The following is a 25,966-nucleotide window of genomic DNA, read 5'->3' on the forward strand; positions in this document are numbered from 1 at the left end:
GCGCAAAGGCCGACGCTGTCAACCTCTGCGGCGGGTCAGGCCGCCTGGGCGACGACCCGGTTCCGCCCGCCGGCCTTGGCCTCGTACAGCCCCTCATCGGCCCGGCGCAGCATGTCCCCCGGCGAGGCGTCGTCGGCGCAGCGGGTCGCGACGCCGATGGAGACGGTGACGGACAGGCTGCGCGTGTCGCGCTGGACGGCGAAGGGTACGGCCTGGATCCGCTCGCGGATGCGCTCGGCGATGGCATGGGCCTCGGCAAGGCCGGAATCGGGCAGGATCACCACGATCTCCTCGCCGCCGTAGCGGGCGACGATGTCGATGGGCCGCGTGTGCTGGCGCACGCGCTCGGCGAAGGCGCGCAGCACCTCGTCCCCGGCCTCGTGGCCGTAGGTGTCGTTAATCGCCTTGAACCGGTCGATGTCGAGGATGAGCGCGGCGAGCGGCCGGTGGCGCATCGCCTCCTCGGAGAACAGCACGCCGAGATGATTGTCGAGGTAGCGGCGGTTGTGCAGGCCGGTGAGGCCGTCCGTCACCGCCATCTGCAGGGAGGCCTGCATGGCCCCGCGCAGGACGTCGGAATAGCGCTTGCGGCGGACCTGGGTGCGGGCGCGTGCCAGCAGCTCGTTCCGGTCGACGGGCCGCATCAGGTAGTCGTGGACGCCGAAATCGAGGCCCCGGACGATCCGGGCGCGGTCGTGCGCCTCCGCCACCATGATCAGCGGCATGCCCCGCGTCCGGTCGAGGGAGCGAAGCTGGCTGCACAAGCGCAGGCCGTCATGGCCCTGCAGGTCGAGGCTCACCAGGGCGAGGTCGAAATCGCCCTCGGCCGCCACCTGGATCGCGACGAGCGGGTCGGCCTCCACGGTCACGCGGTGGAGTTGGCTGAGCGCCATGGCCATCCGCTCCGTGGCGCCGGGGCGATCCTCCACGAGGAGGATGCGCGCGTCGAGGCCGGTCTCGGCGGCGGCGGTGGTGAGGGGATCGCCCATCCCGATGGCGCGGGAGGCGAGCGCGCGCTGGCGCAATTCGTCGGTGACGGCCTTCAGGCGGACGAGGCTGCGCACGCGGGTGAACAGCGCGGTGTCGTCGACCGGCTTGGTTAGGAAATCGTCGGCACCCGCATCGAGCCCCTTCAGCCGGTCGGAGGGCTGATCGAGGGCGGTGACCATCACCACCGGGATATGCGCCGTGACGGGGTTGCTCTTGAGGCGGCGGCAGACCTCGAATCCGTCCATGCCCGGCATCATCACATCGAGCAGGACGATGTCGCAGAGGCCCTTTTCGCAGATCGCGATGGCATCGGGGCCGTTCATCGCCGCGAGGGTGTCGAAATACTCCAGGCCGAGCTTCGTTTCGAGCAGTTTGACGTTCGGGAAGAGGTCATCGACGATCAGGACGCGGGCCGACATGCTACCTCGCTTGCGTCGCTCGCCGTCGCCAAACCTCGGGCGCGACTCAAGGTCTCGCGACGGGGGAGACGGCCCTGCGCCGCATCATTTCGGTTCAAGATACGCGCGAACGGTTGCCAAAAACTTCGCGACGGAGATGGGCTTGGACAGATAGGCCTCGCAGCCGCCCTCGCGGATCCGCTCCTCATCGCCCTTCATGGCGAAGGCCGTGATGGCGATGATCGGAATCGACTTCAGGTCGTCGTCTTCCTTCAGCCACTTCGTGACTTCCAGGCCGGACACCTCGGGCAACTGGATGTCCATGAGGATCAGGTCGGGATGATGGGCGCGCGCCAGCTCGATCGCCTCGATGCCGTTGGCGGTCTTCAGGGTCGCGTAGCCGTTCGCCTCCAGGAGGTCGTTGAACAGCTTCATGTTCAGTTCGTTGTCCTCGACGATGAGCACCGTCTTCGACATGGTTCCTTGCCTCGGTCAGAGCCGATCATGATTAAGGACCCATCAGCCCCATTGCGTCGGTTTTAAGGGTTACATGTTGACGAAAGGCAAATTGCACCAAGCGGATGACCCTGCGGAAGGCATCGCTCTCGATGTTCTGCTGTGGATCCTTGGGGATGAAGACCGGCTTTTTCCTTTCCTCGCCGCCACCGGACTCGATCTGGAGGCGGTTCGGGCCGGCGCCAAGGACCCCGCGTTCCTCGCGGGCGTGCTCGATCATGTCGCGGGGAACGAGCCGGTGCTGCTCGCCTGCGCGCAGGCCCTGGAGATCAAGCCGGAGCGGATCGTCGCCGCGTGGCAGCGCCTGTCACCCCGGCCTGACGACGAGTGGGCGTGACGCCTACGGCGTGCAGCCCTTGCCCGCCTTCGGCGGCGTCGTGTCCAGATCGAGGGTGGTCATCGTGCCGGCCAGGACGAACTCGCCGTAATCGAGCTTGATCCGGCCGCTGACGCCGTTCTCGTAGAGGTCGAAGCTCAGGGTGTAGATCGGCGTGCGCTCGCCGGCGCCCTCGGTGTAGTAGGTGAGCTTCACCGGCCAGCGCTTCACCGAGGCGATGGGCCCCGTCTGAAGCGGCTTCTCCAGATCGGTGCCGGAGACCGCCTCGTGGCCGATCACCGCGAAGGTGTCGTAGACCTTCCGGCCGTCGTCCGAACCGTCGTAGACCTTGACCGAGAGCGTGGTCTGCCCGGCCCGGGCCATCTCCACGAGCTTGCGCATATGCGCGCTCGGGAACAGCACCGGCCCCGAGGCCGTGACGGGCTTCGGCTTGCCCTTCAGCTTCACCGTGAGCCCGCTGGCATCCTCGGTGGCCGTCCCGTCCACGGGGGCCGCGTTGTCGCCGTCGGACACGGTGGTCGTCTTGAAGCGAAATTCCCGCGCGTCGCCGCTCTCGAAGGTCGTGCTGCGCAGGTCCGAGACGCGGGTGCCGGTCTCGCCGGAGGTCAGCTCCGTGACCTGCCGCGTCTGCATCGTGTAGCCCCGGCAGGCATCCCCCCGGAAATCGAGGACGATGCGCCCGCGCGCCGCCTCGACGGCGCGGGTGCTCGTGCTGCCGCTGAGGGAGAGGTCGTAGACCGCCCGGTGGTTGGCCAGGACGACCGGGGCCTGCGCGGGCGCTGGCGCCTCGGTAGGCTCCGGCGTGGCGGGGGCGGCGAGCGCGGGGCTCGCGAGCACCAGCAGGCCTGCGAGGAGACGTCGGGGCAGAGCGGCCATCGGAATCCAGGGTTTCACGGCCGACGCGAGATAGACAGCCCTGGGGAGCAGGACAATCCCCGCCGCCCCACCATGACGGCGGGGCGGCGGGGGAAGGCTCACTCGGTGGGCGTCTCGTCGGAGGACGGGGCGCCGCCCTCACCCGCCTCGGCGGCGGCACTTTCGAAGCGCGGACGGCGGCGGCGGCGGGGCTTCGCCGCGGGCGCCTCGTCGGCGGCGGTGGCCTCGACGGCAGGCGGCGGCTCGGGCTCCGGCGCGGTGGTCGGGACGGCCGGAGAGGTCGAGGCGATCGGGCGGGCGGGCGCCATCAGGAAGGCCGGCAGGGCTGCGGCCTCCTCGGTGACGGCGGCCGGCTCCTCGCGACGGCGTTCACGGCGGGGCGCCGCCTCGGAACGCGGGAACTCGGCGCGCGGCGTCTCGGGGCGGAACTCGCGCCGCTGCTCCTGACGCTCGGGCCGGTCCTGACGCTCGGGCCGGTCCTGCCGCTCGGCGCGATCCTGACGCTCGGGACGATCCTGGCGCTCCTGCCGGAACTCCTGGCCCTCGCTGCGCTGGTAATCCTGGCGCGGACGGTCCTGCCGGTTGTTCTCCTGCTGACCGCGATACTCCTGACGGTCCTGGCGCTGATAGTCCTGCCGGTCCTGCCGGTTGTAATCCTGCCGGTTCCCGTCCTGTCGATTCTCTTGGCGCGGACGGTCCCGGTTGTAATCCTGGCGTCCATTGTCCTGGCGCGGCTGGCCGTCGAAGCGGCGCTGGTCGCGGTTCTGGAAACGGTCGCGGTTCTGGCGCCCGTTGTCCTGGTAATCCTGGCGGCCCTCGTAGGGCTGCGGCTGGTGGCCGGGGTCGCCGTACTCGTCCTGGCCGTAGCCCTGGCCGTTATAGGCCTGCCCGTTCGGCTGGCCGCCCTGGCCCTGGGCCTCCTCGTCGCCCTCGTCCAACTCCTCGTCGAAGGGACGGGCGGCATAGCCGCCGGCGACCGGGCGCGTCTGCTCCTGCGCACCGGAGATGATGCGGAAGTAATGCTCGCCGTGCTGGAAGTAGTTCTCGGCGGCGACAGGATCGCCGGCCGCCAGCGCGTCGCGGGCGAGCTGCGCGTACTTGTCGGCGATGTGCTGAGCGGTACCGCGGATCTTGACGTCGGGGCCGTTCGATTCGTACGAGCGCGTCAGCGGATTGGGACCCTTGGGGCGATTACGCCCGCGCATCCGTCGATTCTGGTTCGGTCTCATCGGTCTTCAGTGACCCTCAGTTCACGCCAGACAAGTCAAAGGGACGTTCGGGGTCGCGCACGGCTGCGGTGCGTCGTCCCGACCCGTACTGCCCAAAAGCAGCCGTGCAACACCTCGCACGAACCTCACCGTTCGCCTGAGCCACCGCTTGCGTCGCAGGCCGAAGCATCGGCGCGGACCACAAGGCGATTGTCAGATTCGAGCGGTACCGGACCGGCGCGCGAGCCTCGCGTACACCCTGTTCCGGATCTTGAGGGGGTCGGCGAACTACGTGGCGGCCGTGGTCTCCACCGACCCTATCGCGGCTCGTCTTAACGAAACGTTCGCGATCTTCAAGCGGAGTCTACCGTCTCATGCGCGCTGCAACAAGCTTTTTTCGGTTTGCGGCTCCTCGCGGGCGCTACGCAGGCTGCGGGCGACGGCTCGACTTGTATTCGAAGGCTCGATCTGGGCGCCCTCTCGGCCAAATTCAATGCACGAAGCTGAGAGCACGGTCGCGTCCGGCAAGATCCTGAAACAATCCCGTGACGCGAAGCCCGTTGGCCACGCCGATTGCTCGGACGGACTCGGCCTGATCGTATCCGATCTCGAGGATCGCGGGCGCGCCGGGCCCCAGTATCCCGCCCTGCCCGAGGGCGCCGAGGATCTGGCGGTAGGCGTCGAGACCGTCCGCCCCGCCGTCGAGGGCGGCGCGGGGGTCGTGCTCGGCCACCTCCCGGTCGAGCCCGTCGATGATGGCGGCGGCGATGTAGGGCGGGTTCGACACGACGAGGTCGAAGGGCCCCCGCAGGGCGGCGCACCAATCGCCCCGCACGAAACAGGCCCGCCCGCCGACGCCGTTCGCCCCGGCGTTGGCGTGGGCGGTGCGCAGGGCCGCCTCCGAGCGCTCGAGGCCGAAGCCAGTGGCGTTCGGCAACTCGCTGAGCAGCGCCACGAGGATGCAACCCGAGCCGGTGCCGAGATCGAGGATGCGAAGGGGCGCCCGCCGGTCGGGCAAGGCGGCGAGCGCCGTCTCCACGACGGTCTCGGTGTCCGGGCGCGGCACCAGGGTGTCCGGCCCGAGGGCGAAGGGCAGGCCCCAGAATTCCCAGGCGCCGAGGATGCGCGACACCGGCTCCCCGGCCACACGCCGCGCCAGGGCCTCCGACAGGCGGGGTGCCTCCCCGCCGATGGGGCGGTGGCCGTCGAGGGCGAGGTCGCGGGAGGACAGACCGAGCAGGCCGAGCACGAGGAAGCGCGCATCCCCCTCGGCGTGTTCGATGCCGGCGGCGGCGAGGACCGCGCCCGCCCGGCGGATCGCGTCGCGCAGGGACAGGGAGGCGTCGAGGCCGCCCTCCCCGCTCACGCCATCCCCTCGGCGGCGAGCAGTTCCGCCTGGTGCTCGGCGATGAGCGCGTCCACCACCTCGTCCAGGGCCGTGCCGGCCATCACCTCTTCGAGCTTGTAGAGGGTGAGGTTGATGCGGTGGTCCGTCACCCGCCCCTGCGGGAAATTGTAGGTGCGGATCCGCTCCGAGCGATCACCGGAGCCGACCTGCGCCTTGCGGTCGGCGGCGCGGGCGGAATCCTTGGCGGTGCGCTCGGCGTCGTAGAGCTTCGCGCGCAGGAGCGACATCGCCCGCGCCCGGTTCTTGTGCTGCGAGCGCTCCTCCTGGACGAAGACCACGATCCCCGTCGGCAGGTGGGTGATGCGGATCGCCGATTCCGTCTTGTTGACGTGCTGACCGCCCGCCCCCTGCGCCCGCATCGTGTCGATCTTCAGGTCGGCGTCGTTGACGACGATGTCGACATCCTCGGCCTCCGGCAGCACCGCGACGGTGGCGGCGGAGGTGTGGATGCGCCCTTGCGTCTCCGTGTCGGGCACGCGCTGCACCCGGTGGGCGCCGCTCTCGAACTTCATCCGGGCGAACACGCCCCGGCCCTTCACCTCGGCGATCACCTCGCGGTAGCCGCCGACCGTGCCCTCGCTCTCCGAGACCAACTCGACCCGCCAGCCCTTCGTCTCGGCGTACTTGGCGTACATGCGGAACAGGTCGCCCGCGAACAGGGCCGCCTCATCGCCGCCGGTCCCAGCACGGATTTCGAGGATGGCGCTCTTCTCGTCCGCCGCGTCCTTGGGGAGCAGCATCAGTTGCAGGGCGCGGTGGGCGGCCTCCAGAGCCTCCTCGGCCGGCGGTTTCTCCTCGGCGGCGAAGGCCCGCATCTCCGGGTCGGTGCCGGCCTCCTCGATCATCGCCTCGATGCCCTTCAGGTTATCGAGGGCGGAGCGGTACTCGCGGATCGCCGCGACCACGGGATCGAGGTCGGACAATTCGCGCGAGAGCTGCACGACCGTCTCGGCATCGCCCTCGCCGGAGGCGAGCTGCGCGGTGACGAGGTCGTGCCGGACAAGGATGGCGTCGAGGCGTTCGGGGGGAAAAGGTATCATCGCCCGGTTGTTCTGTAGGGACGTCGGTGTGTCGGCCCGGTTCCGCGAGGGGGTACAACCCCGGCGGAAGGTTTCGCAAGGTGCGGCGGGCGTCGCTAGATCGGGACGCCGTTGTCGCGGGCGTAGGCGGTGAGCAGCGGCCGCAGGGTCTGGCCGTCGTGCATCGTCGCCATCTCGGCCTCGATCAGCCGGGCGACCTCCCCCGCGTCGAGGCTGAGCACCATCGCCTTCAGGGGGCCGATGGCGGCGGGCGACATGGACAGGTTGCGGAAGCCGAGCCCGATCAGCGCCATCGCGTCGAGGGGGCGCCCGCCGATCTCGCCGCAGACCGTCACCGGGCAGCCGGCCGCGTTGGCCCGCTCGGCGATCAGGCGGAAGGCGCGCAGGGCCGCCACGGAGAGCGGATCGAACCGGTCGGCCACGCGCCGGTTCTCGCGGTCCACCGCGAACAGGAACTGCATCAGGTCGTTGGAGCCGACCGAGAGGAAATCCGCCTCGCGGGCGATCTCGTCGATCTGGAACAGGAGCGAGGGCACCTCGACCATCGCCCCGAGTTCGCAGGGCTGCGGCAGCCTGTAGCCGTGCCGGGCGAGATGGGCCTTCTCCCGGTCCACGATCTCCCGCGCCTGCACGAATTCGTGCACGGTCGCGACCATCGGGAACATGATCTTCAGGGGCCGCCCCTCGGCCGCTTTCAGGAGGGCGCGCAGCTGCATCCGCAGGAGCGCCGGCCGGTCGAGGCCGATGCGGATCGCCCGCCAGCCCAAAGCCGGGTTCTCCTCCTCCAGCTTGGCCATGTACGGCAGGATCTTGTCGCCGCCGATGTCGAGGGTGCGCACCGTCACCGGCCGCCCGCCCGAGGCCGCGAAGGCTTGGGAATAGAGCGCCTGCTGCTCCGCCGCCGAGGGCATCCGCTGGGCGACCATGAACTGCAACTCGGTGCGGAACAGGCCGACACCCTCCGCCCCGGTCTCGTCGAGATGGCTGAAGTCGATGAGCAGCCCGGCATTGAGGTTGAGGCCGACCTTCACCCCGTCGCGGGTGATGGCGGGGACGTCCCGCAGGGCACGGTACTGCTCCTGCCGCCGGGCGCGCAGGCGCACCATCTCGGCATAGGAGGATTCGATCTCCGGCCCCGGCCGGACATGGATCTCGCCCGCGACGCCATCCACGATGATCGCGTCGCCGGATTCGCAGAGCGCCGTGGCGTTCTCGACCTCGCCCACGGCGGGGATGCCGAGCGCCCGCGCCACGATGGCGACGTGGCTCGTCGGGCCGCCCTCCTCCAGCACGATGCCCCGGAGCGTCCCCGCATCGTAATCGAGCAGCGCCGCCGGCCCCATGGTGCGGGCGACGAGGATCGCGTTCTCCGGCAACGGCGCCGTCCCCGCCGCGCCGGGGCCAATCAGCGCCCGCAGGAGGCGGTTGGCGAGGTCGTCGAGGTCGTGCAGGCGCTCGCGCAGGTACGGGTCGGACTGGCGCAGCATCCGCGCCCGGTTGTCCGACTGCACCCGCTCCACGGCGGCTTCGGCGGTGAGGCCCGAGGCGACGGCCTCGCGCATCCGCCGCAGCCAGCCCTGATCGTGGGCGAACATCCGCACGGTTTCCAGAACCTCGCGGGATTCGGCGGTGCCGATCCGGTCGCCCCGCTCCACCAGGGCGTCGATGGCCGAGCGCACGCCCTCGATGGCCGCATCGAGACGGGCGACCTCGCGGTCGACGTTCTCGGCGATGAGGGTCTTCACCACGAGGCGCGGCTCGTGCAGCACCACGTGGCCGAGGCCGATTCCGTCCGAGAGGGCGACGCCCCGCGCCATGACCGGGCGGCGGTTGGCGGTGCTCGCCTGCGAGCCGAGCCCGTCGAGCTCGCCCGAGGCGATCATCTCGGAGAGCACCATCGCGGTGGTCTGAAGCGCCTCGATCTCCTCCTCGGAATAGACCCGGTAGGTCTTGTTCTGGACGGTCAACACGCCGAGCGTGTGGCCCGCGCGCAGGAGCGGCACGCCGAGGAAGGCGTGGTAGATCTCCTCCCCCGTCTCCGGCCGGTAGGAGAAGGCCGGGTGCTTCTGCGCGTCCGAGAGGGCGAGGGGTTCGGCGGTGGAGGCGATGAGGCCGACGAGGCCCTCGTCGGCGCGCAGCCGCGTGAGATGCACCGCCTCGCGGTTCAGGCCCTCGGTGGCGAAGAGTTCGAGGATGTTGTCGTCGCGCAGGACGTAGACCGAGCAGACCTCGGCCACCACGTTCGCGGCGATCAACACGACGATCCGGTCGAGACGCGCCTGCGGGCTCACCGGCTCCGCCATCGCTTCGCGGAGGCGGCGCAGCAGAAGGCGCGGGCCTCCGAGCGCAGCGGGCATCGTATCGTCGTTCCAGCGTCGGCGGGCGGCCGTGGCGTCGGCCCCCTGCAACCTTGGCGCCAATCGCCCCGGGACGGCAATCCGTCCCGGGGCGTTTAGTTCATCAAAGCACGGCTTATCAAAGGCCGGCGGCGCTTGAGCCGGCCTCCTCCGCGCCTCAGGCTTGGTCGAGCCCGTAGAGCGAGTGGAGCGTGCGCACCGCAAGCTCTGTGTAGGCGGCGTCGATCAGGACCGAGAACTTGATCTCGGAGGTGGTGATCGCGCGGATGTTGATGCCCTTCTCGGCCAGCGCCCGGAACGCCTTGGCGGCCACGCCCGCATGGCTGCGCATCCCGACGCCGATGGCCGAGACCTTCACCACGTCCGTGGCGCCCTCGATCTGCGCATAACCGATATGTTCGCGGGCCTGATCGAGGATGGCGCGGGCGCGCTCGTACTCGGCGGAGGGCACCGTGAAGGTCATGTCGGTGGTCGACTGGTCGCCCGAGACCGTTTGGATGATCATGTCGACGTTGATGTTGGCATCGGCCAGCGGCCCGAAGATCGCGGCGGCGACGCCGGGGCTGTCCTTGACGCGGCGCAGGGTGATCTGCGCCTCGTCCCGGGAAAACGCGATCCCGGTGATGATCTGCTGTTCCACGATGTCGTCCTCGTCGCAGATGAGGGTACCCGGGCGCGCGGCGTCCGGCGGGTCGAAGGAGGAACGGACGGTGGTCGGCACCCGGTGCACCATCGCGAGTTCGACGGAGCGCACCTGCAGCACCTTGGCGCCGAGCGAGGCCATCTCCAGCATTTCCTCGAAGGTCACGCGCTCCATGCGCTGAGCCTTCGGCACGACGCGGGGGTCGGTCGTGTAGACGCCGTCCACGTCGGTATAGATGTCGCAGCGCTCGGCGCCGATGGCCGCCGCGATCGCCACGGCCGAGGTGTCCGAGCCGCCGCGCCCGAGGGTCGTCACCCGGCCGCTCTCGGGGTGGATGCCCTGGAAGCCGGCGATCACCGCGACCTCGCCCCGCGCGAACCCGGCGTCGAGGTTGGCGGAGGGGATGTCGGCGATGCGCGCGGAGCCGTGCGCGTCCGAGGTGAGGACCGGGATCTGCCAGCCCTGCCAGGAACGGGCCGCGATGCCCTCCTTCCGCAGGGCGATGGCGAGGAGGCCGGCGGTCACGAGTTCGCCGGAGGCGACGACGGCGTCGTACTCGGCGGTGTCGTAGAGGGCGTTGGCGTCCTTCACCCAATCGACCAGCTCGTTGGTCTTGCCGGACATCGCCGAGACGATGACGGCGACCTCGTAGCCGGCCGCGACTTCGCGGGCGACGTGGCGCGCGACGTTGCGGATGCGCTCGACGTTGGCGACGGACGTACCGCCGAACTTCATTACCAGACGGGGCATTCTTCGAACGTTTCCAAGCCCGTGCAGCCGGAGCGGGCATCCCGCCGAAGACCGGCCAGGGCCCGCCCCCGGACGGGTTTCGCGGGTACTCGGGCCTGCCTGCACTGTCAATTGCCGGTCAAGCATGGCCCCCGCCCGCGAGGCCGCGCCGCAGGCCCGGCGTCTTGCGCTCGGGCGCGGGATGGGGTGGAGGTCGCGGAAGGGTCCTTGAGGTGAAGCGGCATGGTCTCGGCGGGTGAAGGCAAGGGCGGGTTCGTCGACCGGGAGGAGGTCGCGCGGTTCGACGCCATGGCCGCCACGTGGTGGGATGAGGCCGGGCCGATGCGGGTGCTCCACCGCTTCAATCCCGTGCGCGTCGGCTACATCCGCGACGCCCTGTGCCGCCATCACGGCCGCGACCCGGCGGTGCCCTTCGCCCTCGACGGCCTGACGATCTGCGATGTCGGCTGCGGCGGCGGCGTCCTGTCCGAGCCCTTGGCCCGCCTCGGCGCCACCGTGACGGGGCTCGACCCGGCCGAGCGCAACCTCGCCGTCGCCCGCGCCCATGCCGAGGCGGCGGGCGTGCCAGTGGATTACCGCGCGCGGACCATCGAGGAGATCGTCGCGGCCGGCGAGACGTTCGACGCCGTGCTCATCATGGAAGTGGTGGAGCACGTCTCCGACATGCCGGCCTTCGTGCGCAGCGCCTGCGCAGCGGTGAAGCCCGGCGGGCTGCTCTTCGCCGCCACCCTCAACCGCACGATGCGTTCCTTCGCGCTGGCCATCGTCGGGGCGGAATACGTCCTCGGCTGGCTGCCGAAGGGCACGCACAACTGGGAGAAGTTCGTGAAGCCGGACGAACTCGCGGCCGCGATCCGCTCTGGGGGGCTCGACGTCACCGACACGACCGGCGTCGTCTACAACCCGCTGACCGACGGCTGGCGCATGGGGCGCGACACGGCGGTGAACTACATGCTGAGCGCCGCCCGCCCCGCTTGAACCGTGGGACCCTTCCGCCGTTGACCGGCGTCAGAAGGAGTGCCCGATGCTTGAGAAGATGCCCCGCGTGCTGGGCGAGGCCCTGTCGGGCCTGAAGGCCGGTCTCGACGGAACCACCTACCTCTCCGAATTCCCCGGCGTGGCGGAGACGATCCGCGTCGGCAGCGAGGCCTTCGCCGACCGCGCCGCCCTGCCCCCGCGCTTCACCGCCGATGGCGAGGGCGTCTCGCCGCCCCTGTCGTGGGACGGCCTGCCCACGGGCGCCGTGTCCGTCGCGGTGATCGTGGAGGACGCCGGCAGCCCGACGCCGCGCCCCCTCGTCCACCTCCTCGCCTGGAACCTCGACCCCGCCGCGTCCCTCCCGGAGGGCGCCACCGGCCCGATATTCGGCAAGAACAGCTTCATGAATACCGGCTGGCTCCCGCCGGACCCGCCCACCGGCCACGGCGACCACGAATATCTGTTCCAGGTCTACGCGCTGTCGCAGCGCCTCGATCTGGAGGATGGCTCGGGCCGTGAGGCGCTGGTCGATGCGATGCGGGACAAGGTCCTCGCAAAGGGCGGCCTGATCGGCACCTACGCGCGGACCTGATTCTCAGCCGGCCGGGTCGATCCGGTAGTGGATCGGCTTGAAGCTGCCGTTGTTCGATTGCAGCGCCGAGCAGGCGGTGAGGCCGACGATGAGGTCGGCCTCCGCCACGAACACGATGTGGTCCCCCGCCTTGCTGAGGGGCGGCTCGACGGTCAGAGCGCCCGTCGTGCCATCCACAGGCACGTTCATGAAGCAGTTGAACGCCACCGGGATCCGATCCGGCGCGATACCGTACGGGTCGAGGGCCGCCGCGAGGTTGCCGAAGCATCCGCGATGCGGGTTCGTGTCGCCGTAGATGATGCGGAACGTGTCCGCCGAGCAGGGCGTGAGCAGGAAATCGTGCCGGCCCACCGTGTCCTCCACGATCCGCAGCAGCACGTTCGAGCGATTGGAGTAGAGCGGATCGCCGGTCGTGAGATAGATCTTGCTCGCGTAATCGAGGGTGCGGCCGTTCGAGATCACTTCATCGAGATCGTGCCGGTTGAAGGCCACGAGGTCGGCGACCTGCTCGCCGCGCGGGTCGATCACCGTCAGCCGGTCGCCCTTGTTCAGGGTGAAGGCCACGCCGGAGCGCGGTGAAATCTCTTGGTGCTCGCCGCTCACGCCCGTCCCTCCGGTCCCCGTGCCCGCCATCTGGGTCACGCGCCGCTCCCGATCAGGGGGAGATCGAACGGGTGGATCGATTCCCGCAGCTTGGCGATGTCCGCCGGGGCGCGCTCCGCGCGCGGGGTGAAGGGGCATTGCCATTCCGGGCCGACCTGCCGCCCGCTGTACTGGCGCGCCTCGGAGGTCTCGCCGTGGCGGGAGAGCATCGGGTTGATGCTGCCGGCCAGGGCCTCGTCGCGCTGCAGGATCGAGGCGCGTAGCTTCTCATAGCGGCCCTCGTTGCGAAGCCGCTCGAACTGCGCGTGCAGGTTGAACACCATGACCGGTGAGGGGAAGCGCCGGGCCGGGCGGCTCGCATTGGGATGCAGGCCGACGACGAAGAAGGCCTCACCGCCGAAGCTCAGGGAGAAATGCGGGTTGTCCGGATCGGTGGCGACGCGCCCGTCATGGGGCTGGCCGAGCCAGGAATCCTTGTCGGACAGCGATTGCGCCCGTTGCCACAGGCAGGTCTCGAACGCCTCCTCGGAAAGCCGCTCGGGCTCTTCGAACACCACGGCGAAGCTCTGGAACAGGTCCGGCGCCTCGCGGTAGCTGGCAATGAACGACAGAAGAGCGGGGTAAATCCGCATGTCGTCCCACCCCGATCGGATGTCGCGGGCGACGACGATCCTCAATTTTCCGCGAGACAGCGCCGATTTCGCGCCGACGCAGGGGAAAGGCGGATCTTGGATGAACGCTCGCAAAGCCTGGGCTTGCGGATGCTCACGGTCGTCGCGCGGAAATTCCATTGGTGGTCTGCTGCTCGATTACTCAGGAACGCTTACGCCTTGGGCGGTACCTGCCCGGCCCTTCGGCAACCTCACGCCCCGGGCAGCGTTCCGGGCTGCGACCAAAGGATCTGTGGGTAGCTTTTCGTGCCGGGATGACGGCGCGGCTTGACGGCGTGGCGCGGCCGATGCTCAGACCGCCGGAACGGACCAAGGGGTCGCCGCGGGCGGCCGAGACGAGTCCGGGAGGGCCGCCGTTTTGAAACGTTCCCGTCGCACCAAGATCGTCGCGACCCTCGGCCCCGCTTCCGACACGCCGGAGATGATCGAGCGGCTGTTCCGGGCCGGCGCCGACGTCTTCCGCCTCAACATGAGCCACCTCTCGCGGGAGAAGCTGCCCGAGAAGGTCGAGGTGATCCGGGCCATCGAGCGCGAGGCTAAGCGGCCGATCGGCATTCTGGTCGATCTTCAGGGGCCGAAGCTGCGGCTCGGCGTCTTCGCCGAGGGCGCGGCGATCCTGGAGAAGGGCGCGACCTTCATCCTCGACGGCGACACCACGCCGGGCGACATCGGTCGCTGCCACCTGCCCCACCCGGAGATCCTGCAGGCGCTGGAGCCGGGCCACGCGATCCTGCTCGATGACGGCAAGCTGCGCCTCACCGTGCTGGAGACCACGGGCGACCGCGCGGTGACGCGCGTCGAGGTCGGCGGGCGCATCTCGAACAAGAAGGGCGTGTCCCTGCCGCACACCGTCCTGCCGGTGCCGGCCATGACGGAGAAGGACCGCCTGGACCTCGAAGCCGGGCTCAATGCCGGGGCCGACTGGATCGCGGTGTCCTTCGTGCAGCGGCCGGAGGACGTGGCCGAGGTGAAGAAGGTCTGCGCCGGGCGTGCCCTGGTGATGGCCAAGATCGAGAAGCCGCAGGCCCTGGCGCGGCTCGACGAGATCATCGAGGTCTCGGACGGGCTGATGGTCGCCCGCGGCGATCTCGGCGTAGAGATGCCCCTCGAACAGGTGCCGGGGGTGCAGAAGCGTCTCACCCGGGGCGCCCGCCGCTCCGGCAAGCCGGTGGTCGTCGCGACGCAGATGCTCGAATCGATGATCACCGCGCCGGTCCCGACCCGCGCCGAGGTCTCGGACGTGGCCACCGCCGTCTACGAGGGGGCGGATGCGGTGATGCTGTCGGCCGAGAGCGCGGCCGGCGCCTTCCCCATCGAGGCGGTGACGACGATGAGCCGGATCGCCGAGCAGGTGGAGCGCGACGCGCTCTACTGGTCGATCATCCGCGCGCAGAAGGACACGCCCGACCACACCGCCGCGGACGCCATCGCGGCGGCCGCGCACCAGATGGTCGACGCCCTGGATCTGCGCTCGATCATGGCCTGGACGAATTCCGGCTCGACGGTGCTGCGCCTGACCCGCGAGCGCCCGAACGCCTCGGTGATCGCCCTGACGCCCCGCCGCGAGACGGCCCGGCGGCTGGCCATCGCCTGGGGCGTCCACCCCATCGTGACGAAGGATGCGAGCGACGTGGACGACATGTCGTTCCGCGCCGCCAAGTTCGCCGTTCGCGAAAAATTCGCAGCGGTGGGCGACCGGATCATCGTCGTCGCCGGCCTGCCCTTCGGCACGCCGGGCGCGACGAACCTCGTGCGCCTCACCTTCATCACGCGGGAGCACGCCGAGAAGGCGTGACCTCCCGCCCCTACGGCAACGCGGCGGGCACCGCGTCGCGCCGGATGGTCGCCTCGAGGTCGGACACCGCGCCGGCCAGGGCCTCCGGGGCGGTGTAGTGGATCATGTGCCCCTGCCCCGTGAGCAGGACGAGGCGGGCGCCGGGGATGGCGCGGGCCAGGGGCTGGGCCTGCAGGTCCGGCCGCACGATCGGGTCGGCCGCGCCGGAGACGACGGTGGTCGGCACGTGCAGGGTGCCGTAGCGCGGGCTCATGGCGGCGAGGCTCGGCGTCAGGCCCACGAGGTCCTGCACGTTGGCGAGCAGCGTGTGCGGGCGCAGGACGAGGGCAGCGCGGGAGGTCTCGATGTAGCCGGGCACCGGCTCCTCGGGTTTGAACACCCGGTTCCCGGCTTCGCGGAAATAGGCCAGGGCGATGGGCGGCCCCACCGTCCGGCTCAGCACCCAGAGGATCGGCGGCTTCAACGCGAGACGCCAGTACCACGGCAGGGTGATCGGCCCCGGCATCGGCATCCCGACCGGCGCCGCGAGGACCAGCCCCGCCACCCGCTCCGGGTGGTCGAGGGCCAGGGCCAGGGCCAGCGCCCCTGCCCAGGAATGGCCGAGGACGATGGCCGGGCCGACCCCCATCGCCGCGAGGGCGTCCGCGATCAGCGTCGCCTGGGCCTGCGGCGCGGCGTCGGCACCGCCCTGGGGGCGGTCGCTCCAGCCGAAGCCCGGCCGGTCGAAGGCGATGACGCGGAACCCCCGCGCGGCCAGCAGGTACCCGACGCCGCCCATCGGGTCGGCAGCATTGGCCGAGGCGCCATGCAGCAGCACGATCGGCTTGCCGTCGGCGGGTCCGGCCTGGATCGTCGCGAGCCGTCCGCCGGGCACATCCACGAACGGCCCGGCCGGCGGATAGAGGGAGCCGACCCGCAACGAGATGACGAGGCTCGCCACCGCCCCGAGGGCGAGGACGAGCCCCGCCACCGCGAAGGGCAGCGCGAGGAGAACGAGCAGGAGACCGGAGGCGCGCGCCATCACAGGCCCACCGGGGCGCCGGTGCTGGCGATCACAGGTCGCGGCCGTCCACGTCGGGGGCGAGGCGGTCCACCGCGTCCTGCACCTTGTCCATCTTCGGATACAGCGCCAGCGCCCGGCGGAAGGCGGCCAGCGCGCGGCCCTTGTCGTCCATCGATTCGTAGATCTTGCCCATGGCCGACCACGCCTCGAAATGGCGCGGCTCCAGCACCAGGGCCCGCTGCAGGTCCGCCAGGGCCTCGCTCTTGTCGGAGAGCAGCCAGAACACGGTCGCCCGGCGGTTCCAGCCCTCGGACCAGGTCGGGTCGAGGGCGGTGGCCCGGTCCATCAGCTCGGCGGCCAGCGCGAAATCGCGGCCGGTCATCGCCTGCCGTGCCCGGTCGGTGAGGAGATCGACGGTGGCGCTGCCGGAGCGGTCGAGGCGCTGCTCGATCAGACGGGCGACGCCCTTGGCCTCGGCCGGGTCGTCGCTGGCCTTCAACCGGGCGAACAGGTCGTCGAGGCTCGGCGGCTTCGGAACGGGCTTGGCCGCCGGTTTCTCGGGTGCTTGTCTCTCGGGCGTGGACCGGGGGCCAGCCCGTCCCATGCCGTCGGACGGGGCCGCGACGGCCGCACCAGCCAGGGGCAGGACGGCCAGAAGAAGCAGAAAGGGGTTCACGCGCGCCATGGTTGTAAGCTGCGGCGGACGGGCGCTCCCGTCAACGCGCCGTCGTGCCGCGCAGCCCGACGCGCGAAAGCCGCGCCCTCGCGGACGCGGCTTCGCAAACCATCGCAATCGCGCGTCCGACCGGAGCCGGGCGGCGGGCTTCAGCCCTGGCGGGCCTTAAAGCGCTTCTGCGTCTTGTTGATGATGTAGACGCGGCCCTTGCGGCGCACGAGCTGGTTGTCGCGGTGGCGGCCGAGCAGGGACTTGAGGGAGTTGCGGATCTTCATGGGTCTCTCGGCCCGCGAGGGGCCGTCCAGGAACGGGGTTCGTCGAAAACGTCCGGCCGGTCTCCGGTCGCGCAAGGCGCGCCCGGCGATGACGGCTCAGGCATCGCGGGATCGGCGTCGCCATATCAGGATTCGTCCCCCGGAGGCAACCCTCAAGGCTTGTCCATTGGCTTGGCCGTCGAGCGGTCCGGCTCGGTGAGCTGAATCGTCCAATTCTTCTGCTCGCCGGTATCGACCTCGAAGAAGCCATTCCGGTCGAAGCCACGGGCGAGGCAATCCTCGATCCCCCGGATCGTGAACTCCGCGTCGCGGGTGCACATCAGCGAGCGTCCGCCCCATTCGCCGCCGCGCGTGTAGTCCACGGCGAAGACGTAATAGAACCGGGCCGCCAGGGAGCCGGAGAGCAGCGTCTCGCAGCCCTTCGGCTTCAACTCCCACCAGCCCTCCGTCACCCAGCCCTGCGTGTCGCGGTAGCCCAGGGACACCCCGACCTTGCTCTCGGTCTGGTTGCAGAGACGGAGGTCGGCCCGCGCCGGCCCCGCGCCGAGGAGCGCGAGGCCGAGGGCGAGCACGAGGGGGCGCAGGCGGTCAGCCGACGAGGATGATGCGGCAGTCGTTGACATTCGTGCAGGTGGGGCCGGGATTCACCAGATCGCCGAGGGCGGCGAAGAACGCGGTGGAGTCGTTCTGGTCGAGCATCGCGGCCGGATCGAGGCCGGCGGCGCGGGCGCGTGCGAGGGTCGTCGGGTCCACGAGGCCGCCGGCCGGGTCGGTGGCGAGGCCACGCCCGCCATCGGTGCCGTCCGTGTCGGCGCTGATCCCGCTGATGCCGGGCGTGCCGTCCAGCGCGATGGCGAGGGCCAGGGCGTATTCCTGGTTCGGGCCGCCATGGCCCTCGCCCCGGATCGTCACCGTCAATTCGCCGCCGGAAATGAGCGCGACGCGCCGGCCCGCATCCTTATAGCGCTTGGCCTGCACCGCGTGCTCGGCGGCGACGGCGCGGGCCTCGCCTTCGAGGTCGGAGCCCAGCATCACCGGCTCGTAGCCGGCCTCCCGCGCCGCCGCCGCCGCCGCGTCGAGGGCGTCCTGCGGACGGGCGATGATCTTGTACGTGCTGTTGGCGAAGAGCGGGTCGCCGGGCTTCGGCGATTCGTTATTGGGATCGTTCAGCAGCCGCTTGGCCGCCTCGGGGAGCGGGATGTTCCGGCGCTCGCAGATTTCGCGGGCATCGGCCAGCGTCGAGGGGTCGGGCACGGTCGGGCCGGAGGCGATCACGGCGGGATCGTCGAAGGGCACGTCGGAGATGGCGAGCGTCAGCACCGAACGGGCGTTGCGCGCGGCGCGGGCGAGGCGGCCGCCCTTGATCCGCGAGATGTGCTTGCGCACCGTGTTGAACTCGCCGATCGGCGCGCCGGAGCGCAGGATCGCGCGGGTGATGCCCTGCTTCTCGGTGAGGGTGAGGTCGCCGGCCGGGGCGATCCAGTTGGCCGAGCCGCCGCCGGAGAGCAGCACCAGCACCTCGTCGTCCGGCCCGGCGGCTGCCGCAAGGCGCAGCACCTCCTCCGTGGCGTCGATGCCCGCCTGATCGGGGACCGGGTGGCCCGCCTCGACCATGCGGATGCCGGGCGCCTCCTGGCCGTAGCCGTGGCGCGCCACGGCGAGGCCGACGATGCGATCATCGCCCAGGCCGTGTTCCTGCCGGTAGAACCGGCTCGCCACGGCGCTCATGCTGCCGGCGGCCTTGCCGGCGGCGAGGATGATCAACCGGCCGGGGCTTGGCGGCGGCAGGTGGGCCGGCAGGCAGAGATCCGGATGGGCGGCGCGGATCGCGGCGGTGAGGAAGGCGTCCAGATGGGCGCGCTGGGTTTGGACGTCGGTGGCGGGGGTCTCGGACATGGCGTGCAACGGGCTCCCTCGGCGCCGTGGCCCGGGGCCGGCGCGCGTTTCTTGATTGCCGGGGGCCTCCCGTCGGCGGGAGCGCCCGACCAGGCCGTGCGATCCCCGCCCCTCCCGGGGCGGCGGGCCCGTTCCTTGCCGTGAGCGCACGATCCTTGATAGGTGCTGTGCCCGAGCCGTCGCGCGACGGCAAGCGTGCCGCCCGCGCTATCCGCCGCGCTCTTCGCCCTTCCCGTCCCGGCCAGCGAGTTTTGCGTGATCCGCCCGGAGCCTGACGCGCCCTCCCACCCTTGCGAGATCATCGAGGGCGACCCCGCCTGCGGGCTGGTCCTCGCCTGCGACCATGCCTCGAACTTCGTGCCGCCGGACATCCATCTCGGCGTCGCGCCGGAGGAGTTCAGCCGGCACATCGCCTACGACATCGGCGCCGCCGGCGTGACGCGGGCGCTCGCCCGGGCGCTGAACGCACCGGCCGTGCTCACGCACTTCTCGCGCCTGATCATCGATCCGAATCGCGGGCGGGCCGACCCGACCCTCGTCATGCGCCTCTCGGACGGCGCCGTGGTGCCGGGCAACGCCCGGATCGATGAGGCCGGCAAGGCGGCGCGCATCGCCCGCTTCTACGATCCGTTCGATGCCGGCATCGCCGGCGCGCTGGCAGCGGCCGAGGGCGCGGGGCGTGTGCCCTCGCTCGTGACGATCCACAGCTTCACGCCCTATTGGCGCGGCGTGCCCCGGCCCTGGCATGTCGGTATCCTCTACGACCGCGACGACCGCCTCGCCCGGCCGCTCATCGACGCCCTGAAGGCCGACCCGGCGGGTCTCATCGTGGGCGACAACGACCCCTATGGCGGCGGCCTGCCCGGCGACACGATCGACCGCCATGCCACATTGCGCGGCCTGCCCAACGCCCTGGTGGAGATCCGCCAGGACCTCATCGCGGGCGAGGACGGGCAGCGCGAATGGGCGGACAGGTTCGCCCGCGTCCTCGCGCCGCTCATCGCCGCCTGACCCCGTCACCGAAGGACCCATCCCATGGCCGAGATCGACCAAGCGACCCAGACCGAGCTGGAGGCGGCGGTGTTCCGGCGGCTCGTCTCGCACCTGCGCAACCGCACGGACGTGCAGAACATCGACCTGATGAACCTCGCCGGCTTCTGCCGGAACTGCCTGTCGAACTGGCTCAAGGACGCGGCCGACGAGAAGGGCATCGCCCTCACCAAGGACGAGAGCCGCGAGGCGGTTTACGGCATGCCCTACGAGACGTGGAAGGCGCAGCACCAGACGGAAGCCAGCCCGGCGCAGCAGGCGGCTTTCTCCACCCGCGAGGGCGGCCACTGAACGGGGACTCCCGCAATAAGAATCGGGTAAGCTTGACCGCTTAACCAGCGGGTCCGAGGCGCCCGATCTGGCGCAACAGCGGAGATCTCCATGAACGCGCATTCGATGCCCCGAGCGGGCACGCCGGCCTCCGGCGACGTCTCCTCCGCCGAGGGCGTGGCCGCCGACGAACTCAAGCAGTTCATCGAGCGGCTTGAGCGCCTGGAGGAGGAGAAGGCCGGCATCATGGGCGACATCAAGGAGGTGTTCGCCGAACTGAAGGGCCGTGGCTTCGACTCGAAGGCCGTCCGCACCATCCTGCGCATCCGCAAACAGGACCACAGCGAGCGCCAGGAGCAGGAAGCCATCCTGGAGCTGTACCTGCAGGCCCTGGGTATGGCGTAGCCAATATACCAGGAACCCCGGGAGACGTGACGTCTCCCGGGATCTTTCCTGTATCCATTACGCAGAAACCTCTTCCAGACCTTGACGTTACGGTGACGTTGCCTTCAAAGGTGCGTTACCGCACGAAAGTTGCCACGCTGAAGGGCATACCGCGCGGGCACCGAACCGCGACGACGTAGCCCTCGACGGCACACGGCGCGGCCGGTCGTACGACTCAAAGACCGTCAGAGCCGTAACGCCGTCCCGGCATGGGAGAGGAAACGATGATCGTGACCAAACGCGCCCTCGTGGGTGCGCTGCTTTGCGCGACCGCCCTCAGCGTCGCCCCCTTCCACGCCGCCTTCGCCGCCGACGCGATCAAGATCGGCCTGACCGGACCCTTTACCGGCGGCTCGTCCTCCATGGGCGTCTCGATGCGCGACGGCGCCAAGCTCGCCGCCGCCGAGATCAACAAGAACGGCGGCGTCCTGGGCAAGCAGATCCAGCTCGTCGAGCGTGATGACGAGGCCAAGAACGAGGTCGGCGCGCAGGTCGCGCAGGAGCTCATCAACAAGGAAAAGGTCGTCGCGACCGTCGGCTTCATCAACACCGGCGTGGCGCTGGCCGCCCAGCGCTTCTACCAGGAAGCCGAAATTCCGGTGTTCAACAACGTCGCCACCGGCACGGTCATCACCGAGCAGTTCAAGGCGCCGGATTACGACAACAACTACGTCTTCCGGAACTCCGCCTACGACGTGCTGCAGGCCGGCATGATGGTCGACGAGGCCCTGCGCCAGGGCTTCAAGAAGATCGCGGTGCTCGCGGATTCGACCAATTACGGCCAGCTCGGCCGCGAGGACATCGAGAAGCAGCTCGCCGCCAAGAAGATGAAGGCGGTCGCCGTCGAGAAGTTCAACATCAAGGACGTCGACATGACGGCCCAGCTCCTGAAGTCGAAGGAAGCCGGCGCCGAAGTGATCCTCGCCTACGGCATCGGCCCGGAACTGGCGCAGGTCACCAACGGCATGGCCAAGCTCGGCTGGAAGGTGCCGATGATCGCGTCGTGGCCGGCCTCGATGCAGAGCTTCATCGATATCGCCGGCACCAACGGCAACGGCGTGGTGATGCCGCAGACCTTCATCGAGGATAAGTCCGTGCCGAAGCGCGCCGCCTTCCTCGACGATTACTACAAGAGCTACGGCGTCTCGAAGATTCCGACCCCGGTCGCCGGCGCGCAGGGCTACGATTCGATCTACCTGATCGCCGCCGCGATCAAGCAGGCCGGCTCGACCGACGGGCCGAAGATCCGCGCAGCCCTCGAGAACCTGAACACCAAGGTCGAGGGCGTGGTGACGACCTACGATCACCCGTTCACCGACAAGGACCACAACGCGATCTCGCGGAACATGGTCGTGTTCGGCAAGGTGCAGGACGGCAAGATCGTCTACGCGAACCCGGACGACGCCAAGAACGCGAGCACCGTCCGCGTGAAGGAAAAGTCCTCGAACTGATCGTTCGAGGTTAAGCGCCCCGGGTGAGAGCCCGGGGCGCCGTTCGCGACTATTCCCGTTGCCCGTTCATCAAGACGGCCGTCCATGACCATCTTCCTGCAACTCGTGGCCTCGGGCGTCGCGGTCGGCATGATCTATGCCGCCATCGCCTTCGGCTATCAGCTCACCTTCGCCACGTCGAAGACCCTGAACTTCGGCCAGGGTGAGGCGCTGGCCGTCGGCGCCCTGTTCGGCCTCACGCTGGTGCCCTTCACCGGCTACTGGCTGATGATCCCGCTCGTCCTCGTCTTCGGCTTCGGCCTCGGCGCCGTGGTCGAGCGGCTGGGCGTGCGCCCCGCCATCGCGATCAAGTCCGAGTACGGGTGGATCATGGCCACCATCGCGCTCGGCATCATCTTCAAGAACGTCGCCGAGAACATCTGGGGCCGGGATGACCTTCCCTTCCCCTCCCCGCTCCCCGACGCGCCGATCGAGATCGGCGGCGTGCGCATCCTCCCCATGGAGATGCTGATCGTCGGCGGCGCGCTCTTGATGATGCTCGCGGTCGAAATCTTCAACCGCAAGTCGATCTGGGGCAAGGCGGTCGTCGCCACCTCGAACGACATCGACGCGGCCGGGCTGATGGGCATCAACACCAAGCGCGTCATCACCCTCTCCTACTCTATCAGCGCCATGACGGCCGCCTTCGCGGGCGTGCTGGTGGCCCCTGTCACCCTGACGGGCGCGACGATGGGCTCGGTGCTGGCGCTGAAGGCCTTCGCCGTGGCGATCATCGGCGGCCTCGAATCCGGCCTCGGCGTCATCGTCGGCGGCCTGATCCTCGGCGTCGCGGAGACGCTGACCGGCTTCTACATCTCGACCGGCTACAAGGACGTGCCGGGCCTGATCCTCCTCCTCGTCGTGCTCTCGATTCGCCCGGTCGGCCTGTTCGGCAAGGCCGTGATCAAGAAGGTCTGACCGCCATGGCGAACACCGCCCTCGCGCCGGCGGCCGAGCCCGCCGCCACCCCATCGCTCAGCCGTGGCATCGGCTGGGTCGGGGGATTGCTGCTCGTCGCCTTCCTCGCCGGCTTCCCGCACGTCGTCACGAGCACCTATTACGTGCATCTGATGATCGTGATCGCGATCTACGCCATACTGATCCTCGGCCTCGACATCGTCGTCGGCTACACGGGGCAGGTCTCGCTGGGTCATGCCGGCCTATTCGGTATCGGCGCCTATGCCGCCGCCGCCTTGTTCTTCCACTTCAAGATCGGCATCTGGCTCGGCCTCGTGGCCGGGATCGGGCTCACCGCCGCCTTCGGCGCCATCCTCGCGGTGCCGGCACTCCGGGTGAGCGGCCCCTACCTCGCCATGGTGACGCTGGCCTTCGGCACGATCATCCAGATCTTCATCAACGAGCTGACGCCGATCACCAACGGTCCGCTGGGCATCACCCTGCCCCCGGTGCGCGTCCTCGACTTCTCGTTGATCGGCATGCAGGCCCCCTGGGGCTCCGCCGGCCGTAAGCTCGAATTCTATTACCTCGTCTGCGCCTGCCTGCTCGCCACCATCGTGCTGGTGAATCGGGTGGTGCGCTCGCCCTTCGGCCGCGCCTTCGAGGCCCTGCGCGATTCCCCCATCGCCTGCGATTGCATGGGCGTCTCGGTCTACCGCTACAAGGTCTATGCCTTCGTGGTCTCGGCGGGCCTCGCCGGCCTCGCGGGGGCGCTGTTCGCGTGGTCGGAGCGCTACGTCTCGCCCAACACCTACAGCTTCGAACTGACGGTGCTGTTCCTGCTCGCCGTCACCATGGGTGGGCGCAAGTCGCGCTCCGGGCCGCTGATCGGTTCGGTGATCATCGTGATGATGCCGAACATCCTGGCGGATATCGGCCTCGTGCGGATCATGGCCGGCATCATCGCGGCCGCCGCCGTGGTCGTGGGGGCGCAGGCTTTCCTGCGCAAGCGTGAGAACCGCTACGCGATCCTCATCCCCGTCGCCCTCTGCATCCTGTTCTTCCCGGCCACGATGGCGATGGAATCCGTGACCGACTACCGCCTGACGGTGTTCGGCCTGCTGATCCTGTTCGTCGTTTATTACCTGCCGGACGGCATCGTGGGCTTCCTGCGCCAGATGATCCCGGCGCTGCGCCCAGCCCACACCGCCGAGGGCCGCAGCGTGGCGGCCGAGGGCTCGGCGCTCATCGCCCAGCGCGGCGATGCGGGGGCCGAGGCGCTTCTCAAGGTCGATCAGGCGCTGATGCAGTTCGGCGGCTTGAAGGCCTTGGCTGGCGTCGACCTGACGGTAAAGCCCGGCACGATCCACGGGCTCATCGGCCCGAACGGTTCGGGCAAGAGCACGATGATGAACGTGCTCACCGGCATCTACAAACCCACCGCCGGCACGGTGACGCTCGCCGTGGCGGGCGGCCAGCGCCTCGACGGACGCACGCCGTCCGAGATCGCCCTCGCGGGCGTGGCGCGGACCTTCCAGAACGTGCAGCTCTTCCGGGAGATGACCGCCCTGGAGAACGTGCTGGTCGGCCTCCACCACACCTTCAAGGGCACGCTGTTCGACGCGATCCTCGGCACGCCCCGGCGGCGCCGGGAGGAGCGCGAGGCCCGCGCCCGCGCCATGGCGATCCTCGACTTCATGGGGCTGCATGCCCTGGCGCAGACGGAAGCGCGCAACCTCCCCTACGGCAAGCAGCGCCTCTTGGAGATCGGCCGCGCGCTGGCGCTCGATCCGGTGCTGCTGCTCCTCGACGAGCCGGCGGCGGGCCTGACGGCGCCGGACATCGCCGACCTCGTGGCGATCATCCGCAAGATCCGGGACGCGGGCATCACCGTCATCCTGATCGAGCACCACATGGACGTGGTCATGGGTCTCTGCGACCGGGTGAGCGTCCTCGATTTCGGCCACAAGATCGCCGAGGGCGGCGCCCGCGAGGTGCAGGCCGACCCGAAGGTGATCGAAGCCTATCTCGGTGCACCCGGCGAAATGGGCGGCACCACCACGGAGGCCGCCCATGCTTGAGGTCCAGGGTCTCCACGCCGGCTACGGCCTGGTCGAGGTGCTGCACGGCCTGACCTTCCAAGTGCCGAAGGGTCAGGTGGTCACGCTGATCGGCTCCAACGGCGCCGGCAAGACGACGACCATGCGGGCGCTCTCGGGCATGATCCGTCCGCGTTCGGGCACGATCCGCCTGAACGGCAAGGACATCGCCGGGCTGGAGAGCCACGATGTCGCCCGTGAGGGGCTGGCCCATTCGCCGGAGGGGCGCCGGGTGTTCCCGACGCTGTCGGTGGAGGATAACCTGACGCTCGGCGCGTTCCCGCGCCTGACGGGCTCCCGGCCGAAAGGCGACATCGCCGCCGACCGGGACCGGTCCTTCGCCCTGTTTCCGCGCCTGAAGGAGCGCCGCAACCAGTTGGCCGGCACCCTCTCGGGCGGCGAGCAGCAGATGCTGGCCATGGGCCGGGCGCTGATGCTGAAGCCGGAGATCCTTCTCCTCGACGAGCCCTCGATGGGCCTCGCGCCGAAGCTGGTGGAGGAGGTTTTCCGTATTATTCGGCAGCTAAAGGAAGAGAAGGTGACGATGCTCCTCGTGGAGCAATTCGCCATGGCGGCGCTGGGTGTGGCGGATCACGCCTACGTGCTGGAGAACGGCCGCATCCGCTTCCAGGGCCCGGCGGCGCAGCTGAAGAACGATCCGGCGGTGCGCGCCGCCTATCTCGGCGGGCATTGAGCCAAGCCTC

General features: G+C 69.8%; 26 protein-coding genes. 11 read left to right on the plus strand and 15 right to left on the minus strand.

What is annotated here, in order from left to right:
- Nucleotides 1-35 precede the first annotated feature (35 nt).
- Together AAHF99_RS08810 and AAHF99_RS08815 are read right to left on the minus strand one after the other, a co-directional pair.
- Nucleotides 36-1,409 carry a PleD family two-component system response regulator gene (locus AAHF99_RS08810; RefSeq protein ID WP_243953356.1) on the minus strand — a complete coding sequence of 458 codons (1,374 nt, stop codon included), beginning with the start codon at nucleotides 1,407-1,409 and terminating at the stop codon, nucleotides 36-38.
- An 84-nt stretch (nucleotides 1,410-1,493) separates the two neighbouring features.
- Nucleotides 1,494-1,865, minus strand: coding sequence for a response regulator (locus tag AAHF99_RS08815; RefSeq protein WP_243930743.1), 372 nt, complete (start codon nucleotides 1,863-1,865; stop codon nucleotides 1,494-1,496).
- Between the two features lie 73 nt (nucleotides 1,866-1,938).
- Between AAHF99_RS08815 and AAHF99_RS08820 the strand changes: the two genes are divergently transcribed.
- On the plus strand, nucleotides 1,939-2,241 hold the full coding sequence (locus AAHF99_RS08820) for a DUF3572 domain-containing protein (protein WP_342163808.1): 303 nt from the start codon (nucleotides 1,939-1,941) through the stop codon (nucleotides 2,239-2,241).
- A 3-nt stretch (nucleotides 2,242-2,244) separates the two neighbouring features.
- Here the strand turns inward: AAHF99_RS08820 and AAHF99_RS08825 are convergent, their stop codons facing one another.
- The 6 genes from AAHF99_RS08825 to AAHF99_RS08850 all read right to left on the minus strand — a co-directional run bounded on the left by AAHF99_RS08825 (nucleotide 2,245) and on the right by AAHF99_RS08850 (nucleotide 10,523).
- Nucleotides 2,245-3,117, minus strand: a complete 873-nt coding sequence (locus AAHF99_RS08825) for a cell envelope integrity EipB family protein (protein ID WP_342163809.1) — start codon at nucleotides 3,115-3,117, stop codon at nucleotides 2,245-2,247.
- 98 nt (nucleotides 3,118-3,215) lie between these two features.
- The gene (locus AAHF99_RS08830; protein ID WP_342163810.1) at nucleotides 3,216-4,322 is read right to left on the minus strand and encodes a DUF4167 domain-containing protein; all 1,107 of its coding nucleotides are present in this window, start codon (nucleotides 4,320-4,322) and stop codon (nucleotides 3,216-3,218) included.
- 493 nt (nucleotides 4,323-4,815) lie between these two features.
- On the minus strand, nucleotides 4,816-5,691 hold the full coding sequence (gene prmC / locus AAHF99_RS08835) for a peptide chain release factor N(5)-glutamine methyltransferase (RefSeq protein WP_342163811.1): 876 nt from the start codon (nucleotides 5,689-5,691) through the stop codon (nucleotides 4,816-4,818).
- Nucleotides 5,688-6,773, minus strand: coding sequence for a peptide chain release factor 1 (gene prfA, locus AAHF99_RS08840; protein WP_342163812.1), 1,086 nt, complete (start codon nucleotides 6,771-6,773; stop codon nucleotides 5,688-5,690). The genes prmC and prfA overlap by 4 nt, the downstream gene beginning before the upstream one ends.
- 95 nt (nucleotides 6,774-6,868) lie before the next feature.
- Nucleotides 6,869-9,130: a phosphoenolpyruvate--protein phosphotransferase gene (gene ptsP / locus AAHF99_RS08845; protein ID WP_342163813.1), complete on the minus strand. Its 2,262-nt coding sequence runs from the start codon at nucleotides 9,128-9,130 to the stop codon at nucleotides 6,869-6,871.
- A gap of 157 nt (nucleotides 9,131-9,287) precedes the next feature.
- Nucleotides 9,288-10,523 (minus strand): aspartate kinase, encoded by a 1,236-nt coding sequence (locus AAHF99_RS08850; RefSeq protein ID WP_342163814.1) that lies wholly within the window; start codon nucleotides 10,521-10,523, stop codon nucleotides 9,288-9,290.
- Nucleotides 10,524-10,745: 222 nt separating this feature from the next.
- Between AAHF99_RS08850 and ubiG the strand changes: the two genes are divergently transcribed.
- Both ubiG and AAHF99_RS08860 read left to right on the plus strand, forming a co-directional pair.
- Entirely contained in the window at nucleotides 10,746-11,501 is a 756-nt protein-coding gene (ubiG, locus tag AAHF99_RS08855; RefSeq protein WP_243953348.1) for a bifunctional 2-polyprenyl-6-hydroxyphenol methylase/3-demethylubiquinol 3-O-methyltransferase UbiG, read from the plus strand.
- 46 nt (nucleotides 11,502-11,547) lie between these two features.
- Nucleotides 11,548-12,093, plus strand: a complete 546-nt coding sequence (locus tag AAHF99_RS08860; RefSeq protein WP_342163815.1) for a YbhB/YbcL family Raf kinase inhibitor-like protein — start codon at nucleotides 11,548-11,550, stop codon at nucleotides 12,091-12,093.
- A gap of 3 nt (nucleotides 12,094-12,096) precedes the next feature.
- On the opposite strand, the gene AAHF99_RS08865 is transcribed toward AAHF99_RS08860, so the two are convergent.
- Together AAHF99_RS08865 and gntA are read right to left on the minus strand one after the other, a co-directional pair.
- Nucleotides 12,097-12,726, minus strand: a complete 630-nt coding sequence (locus AAHF99_RS08865) for an urea carboxylase-associated family protein (RefSeq protein ID WP_342163926.1) — start codon at nucleotides 12,724-12,726, stop codon at nucleotides 12,097-12,099.
- Between the two features lie 5 nt (nucleotides 12,727-12,731).
- Nucleotides 12,732-13,487 carry a guanitoxin biosynthesis heme-dependent pre-guanitoxin N-hydroxylase GntA gene (gntA, locus tag AAHF99_RS08870; protein WP_342163816.1) on the minus strand — a complete coding sequence of 252 codons (756 nt, stop codon included), beginning with the start codon at nucleotides 13,485-13,487 and terminating at the stop codon, nucleotides 12,732-12,734.
- A 238-nt stretch (nucleotides 13,488-13,725) separates the two neighbouring features.
- On the opposite strand from gntA, the gene pyk reads away from it, so the two are divergent.
- Complete coding sequence (gene pyk / locus AAHF99_RS08875) at nucleotides 13,726-15,162, plus strand: pyruvate kinase (protein ID WP_342163817.1); 1,437 nt, start codon at nucleotides 13,726-13,728, stop codon at nucleotides 15,160-15,162.
- 10 nt (nucleotides 15,163-15,172) lie between these two features.
- Here pyk and AAHF99_RS08880 read toward each other — a convergent pair whose 3' ends face one another.
- The 5 genes from AAHF99_RS08880 to AAHF99_RS08900 form a co-directional block, all read right to left on the minus strand.
- Nucleotides 15,173-16,183 (minus strand): alpha/beta fold hydrolase, encoded by a 1,011-nt coding sequence (locus AAHF99_RS08880; protein WP_342163818.1) that lies wholly within the window; start codon nucleotides 16,181-16,183, stop codon nucleotides 15,173-15,175.
- Nucleotides 16,184-16,214: 31 nt separating this feature from the next.
- Nucleotides 16,215-16,850: a tetratricopeptide repeat protein gene (locus AAHF99_RS08885; RefSeq protein WP_412759852.1), complete on the minus strand. Its 636-nt coding sequence runs from the start codon at nucleotides 16,848-16,850 to the stop codon at nucleotides 16,215-16,217.
- A 140-nt stretch (nucleotides 16,851-16,990) separates the two neighbouring features.
- Complete coding sequence (ykgO, locus tag AAHF99_RS08890) at nucleotides 16,991-17,116, minus strand: type B 50S ribosomal protein L36 (RefSeq protein ID WP_238207227.1); 126 nt, start codon at nucleotides 17,114-17,116, stop codon at nucleotides 16,991-16,993.
- Nucleotides 17,117-17,268: 152 nt separating this feature from the next.
- Nucleotides 17,269-17,739 carry a DUF1036 domain-containing protein gene (locus AAHF99_RS08895; RefSeq protein WP_342163820.1) on the minus strand — a complete coding sequence of 157 codons (471 nt, stop codon included), beginning with the start codon at nucleotides 17,737-17,739 and terminating at the stop codon, nucleotides 17,269-17,271.
- A complete protein-coding gene (locus tag AAHF99_RS08900; protein WP_342163821.1) occupies nucleotides 17,705-19,012 on the minus strand; it encodes a glycerate kinase type-2 family protein in 1,308 nt (435 codons plus the stop codon). Before AAHF99_RS08900 ends, AAHF99_RS08895 begins: the two co-directional genes overlap by 35 nt.
- A gap of 255 nt (nucleotides 19,013-19,267) precedes the next feature.
- Between AAHF99_RS08900 and AAHF99_RS08905 the strand changes: the two genes are divergently transcribed.
- From AAHF99_RS08905 to AAHF99_RS08935, 7 genes are all read left to right on the plus strand, one after another.
- Entirely contained in the window at nucleotides 19,268-20,023 is a 756-nt protein-coding gene (locus tag AAHF99_RS08905; RefSeq protein ID WP_342163927.1) for an N-formylglutamate amidohydrolase, read from the plus strand.
- Nucleotides 20,024-20,047: 24 nt separating this feature from the next.
- Nucleotides 20,048-20,353, plus strand: coding sequence for a DUF1244 domain-containing protein (locus AAHF99_RS08910; protein ID WP_243953339.1), 306 nt, complete (start codon nucleotides 20,048-20,050; stop codon nucleotides 20,351-20,353).
- A 105-nt stretch (nucleotides 20,354-20,458) separates the two neighbouring features.
- Entirely contained in the window at nucleotides 20,459-20,737 is a 279-nt protein-coding gene (locus AAHF99_RS08915; protein ID WP_243953404.1) for a DUF2312 domain-containing protein, read from the plus strand.
- 263 nt (nucleotides 20,738-21,000) lie between these two features.
- Complete coding sequence (locus tag AAHF99_RS08920; protein WP_342163822.1) at nucleotides 21,001-22,227, plus strand: ABC transporter substrate-binding protein; 1,227 nt, start codon at nucleotides 21,001-21,003, stop codon at nucleotides 22,225-22,227.
- A gap of 84 nt (nucleotides 22,228-22,311) precedes the next feature.
- On the plus strand, nucleotides 22,312-23,184 hold the full coding sequence (locus AAHF99_RS08925) for a branched-chain amino acid ABC transporter permease (protein WP_342163823.1): 873 nt from the start codon (nucleotides 22,312-22,314) through the stop codon (nucleotides 23,182-23,184).
- Between the two features lie 5 nt (nucleotides 23,185-23,189).
- Nucleotides 23,190-25,244 carry a branched-chain amino acid ABC transporter ATP-binding protein/permease gene (locus AAHF99_RS08930; RefSeq protein ID WP_342163824.1) on the plus strand — a complete coding sequence of 685 codons (2,055 nt, stop codon included), beginning with the start codon at nucleotides 23,190-23,192 and terminating at the stop codon, nucleotides 25,242-25,244.
- Complete coding sequence (locus AAHF99_RS08935) at nucleotides 25,237-25,956, plus strand: ABC transporter ATP-binding protein (RefSeq protein WP_342163825.1); 720 nt, start codon at nucleotides 25,237-25,239, stop codon at nucleotides 25,954-25,956. The genes AAHF99_RS08930 and AAHF99_RS08935 overlap by 8 nt, the downstream gene beginning before the upstream one ends.
- The last annotated feature ends 10 nt before the right edge of the window (nucleotides 25,957-25,966 follow it).

This window comes from Methylobacterium litchii (assembly GCF_038442315.1).
Classification (GTDB): domain Bacteria; phylum Pseudomonadota; class Alphaproteobacteria; order Rhizobiales; family Beijerinckiaceae; genus Methylobacterium; species Methylobacterium litchii.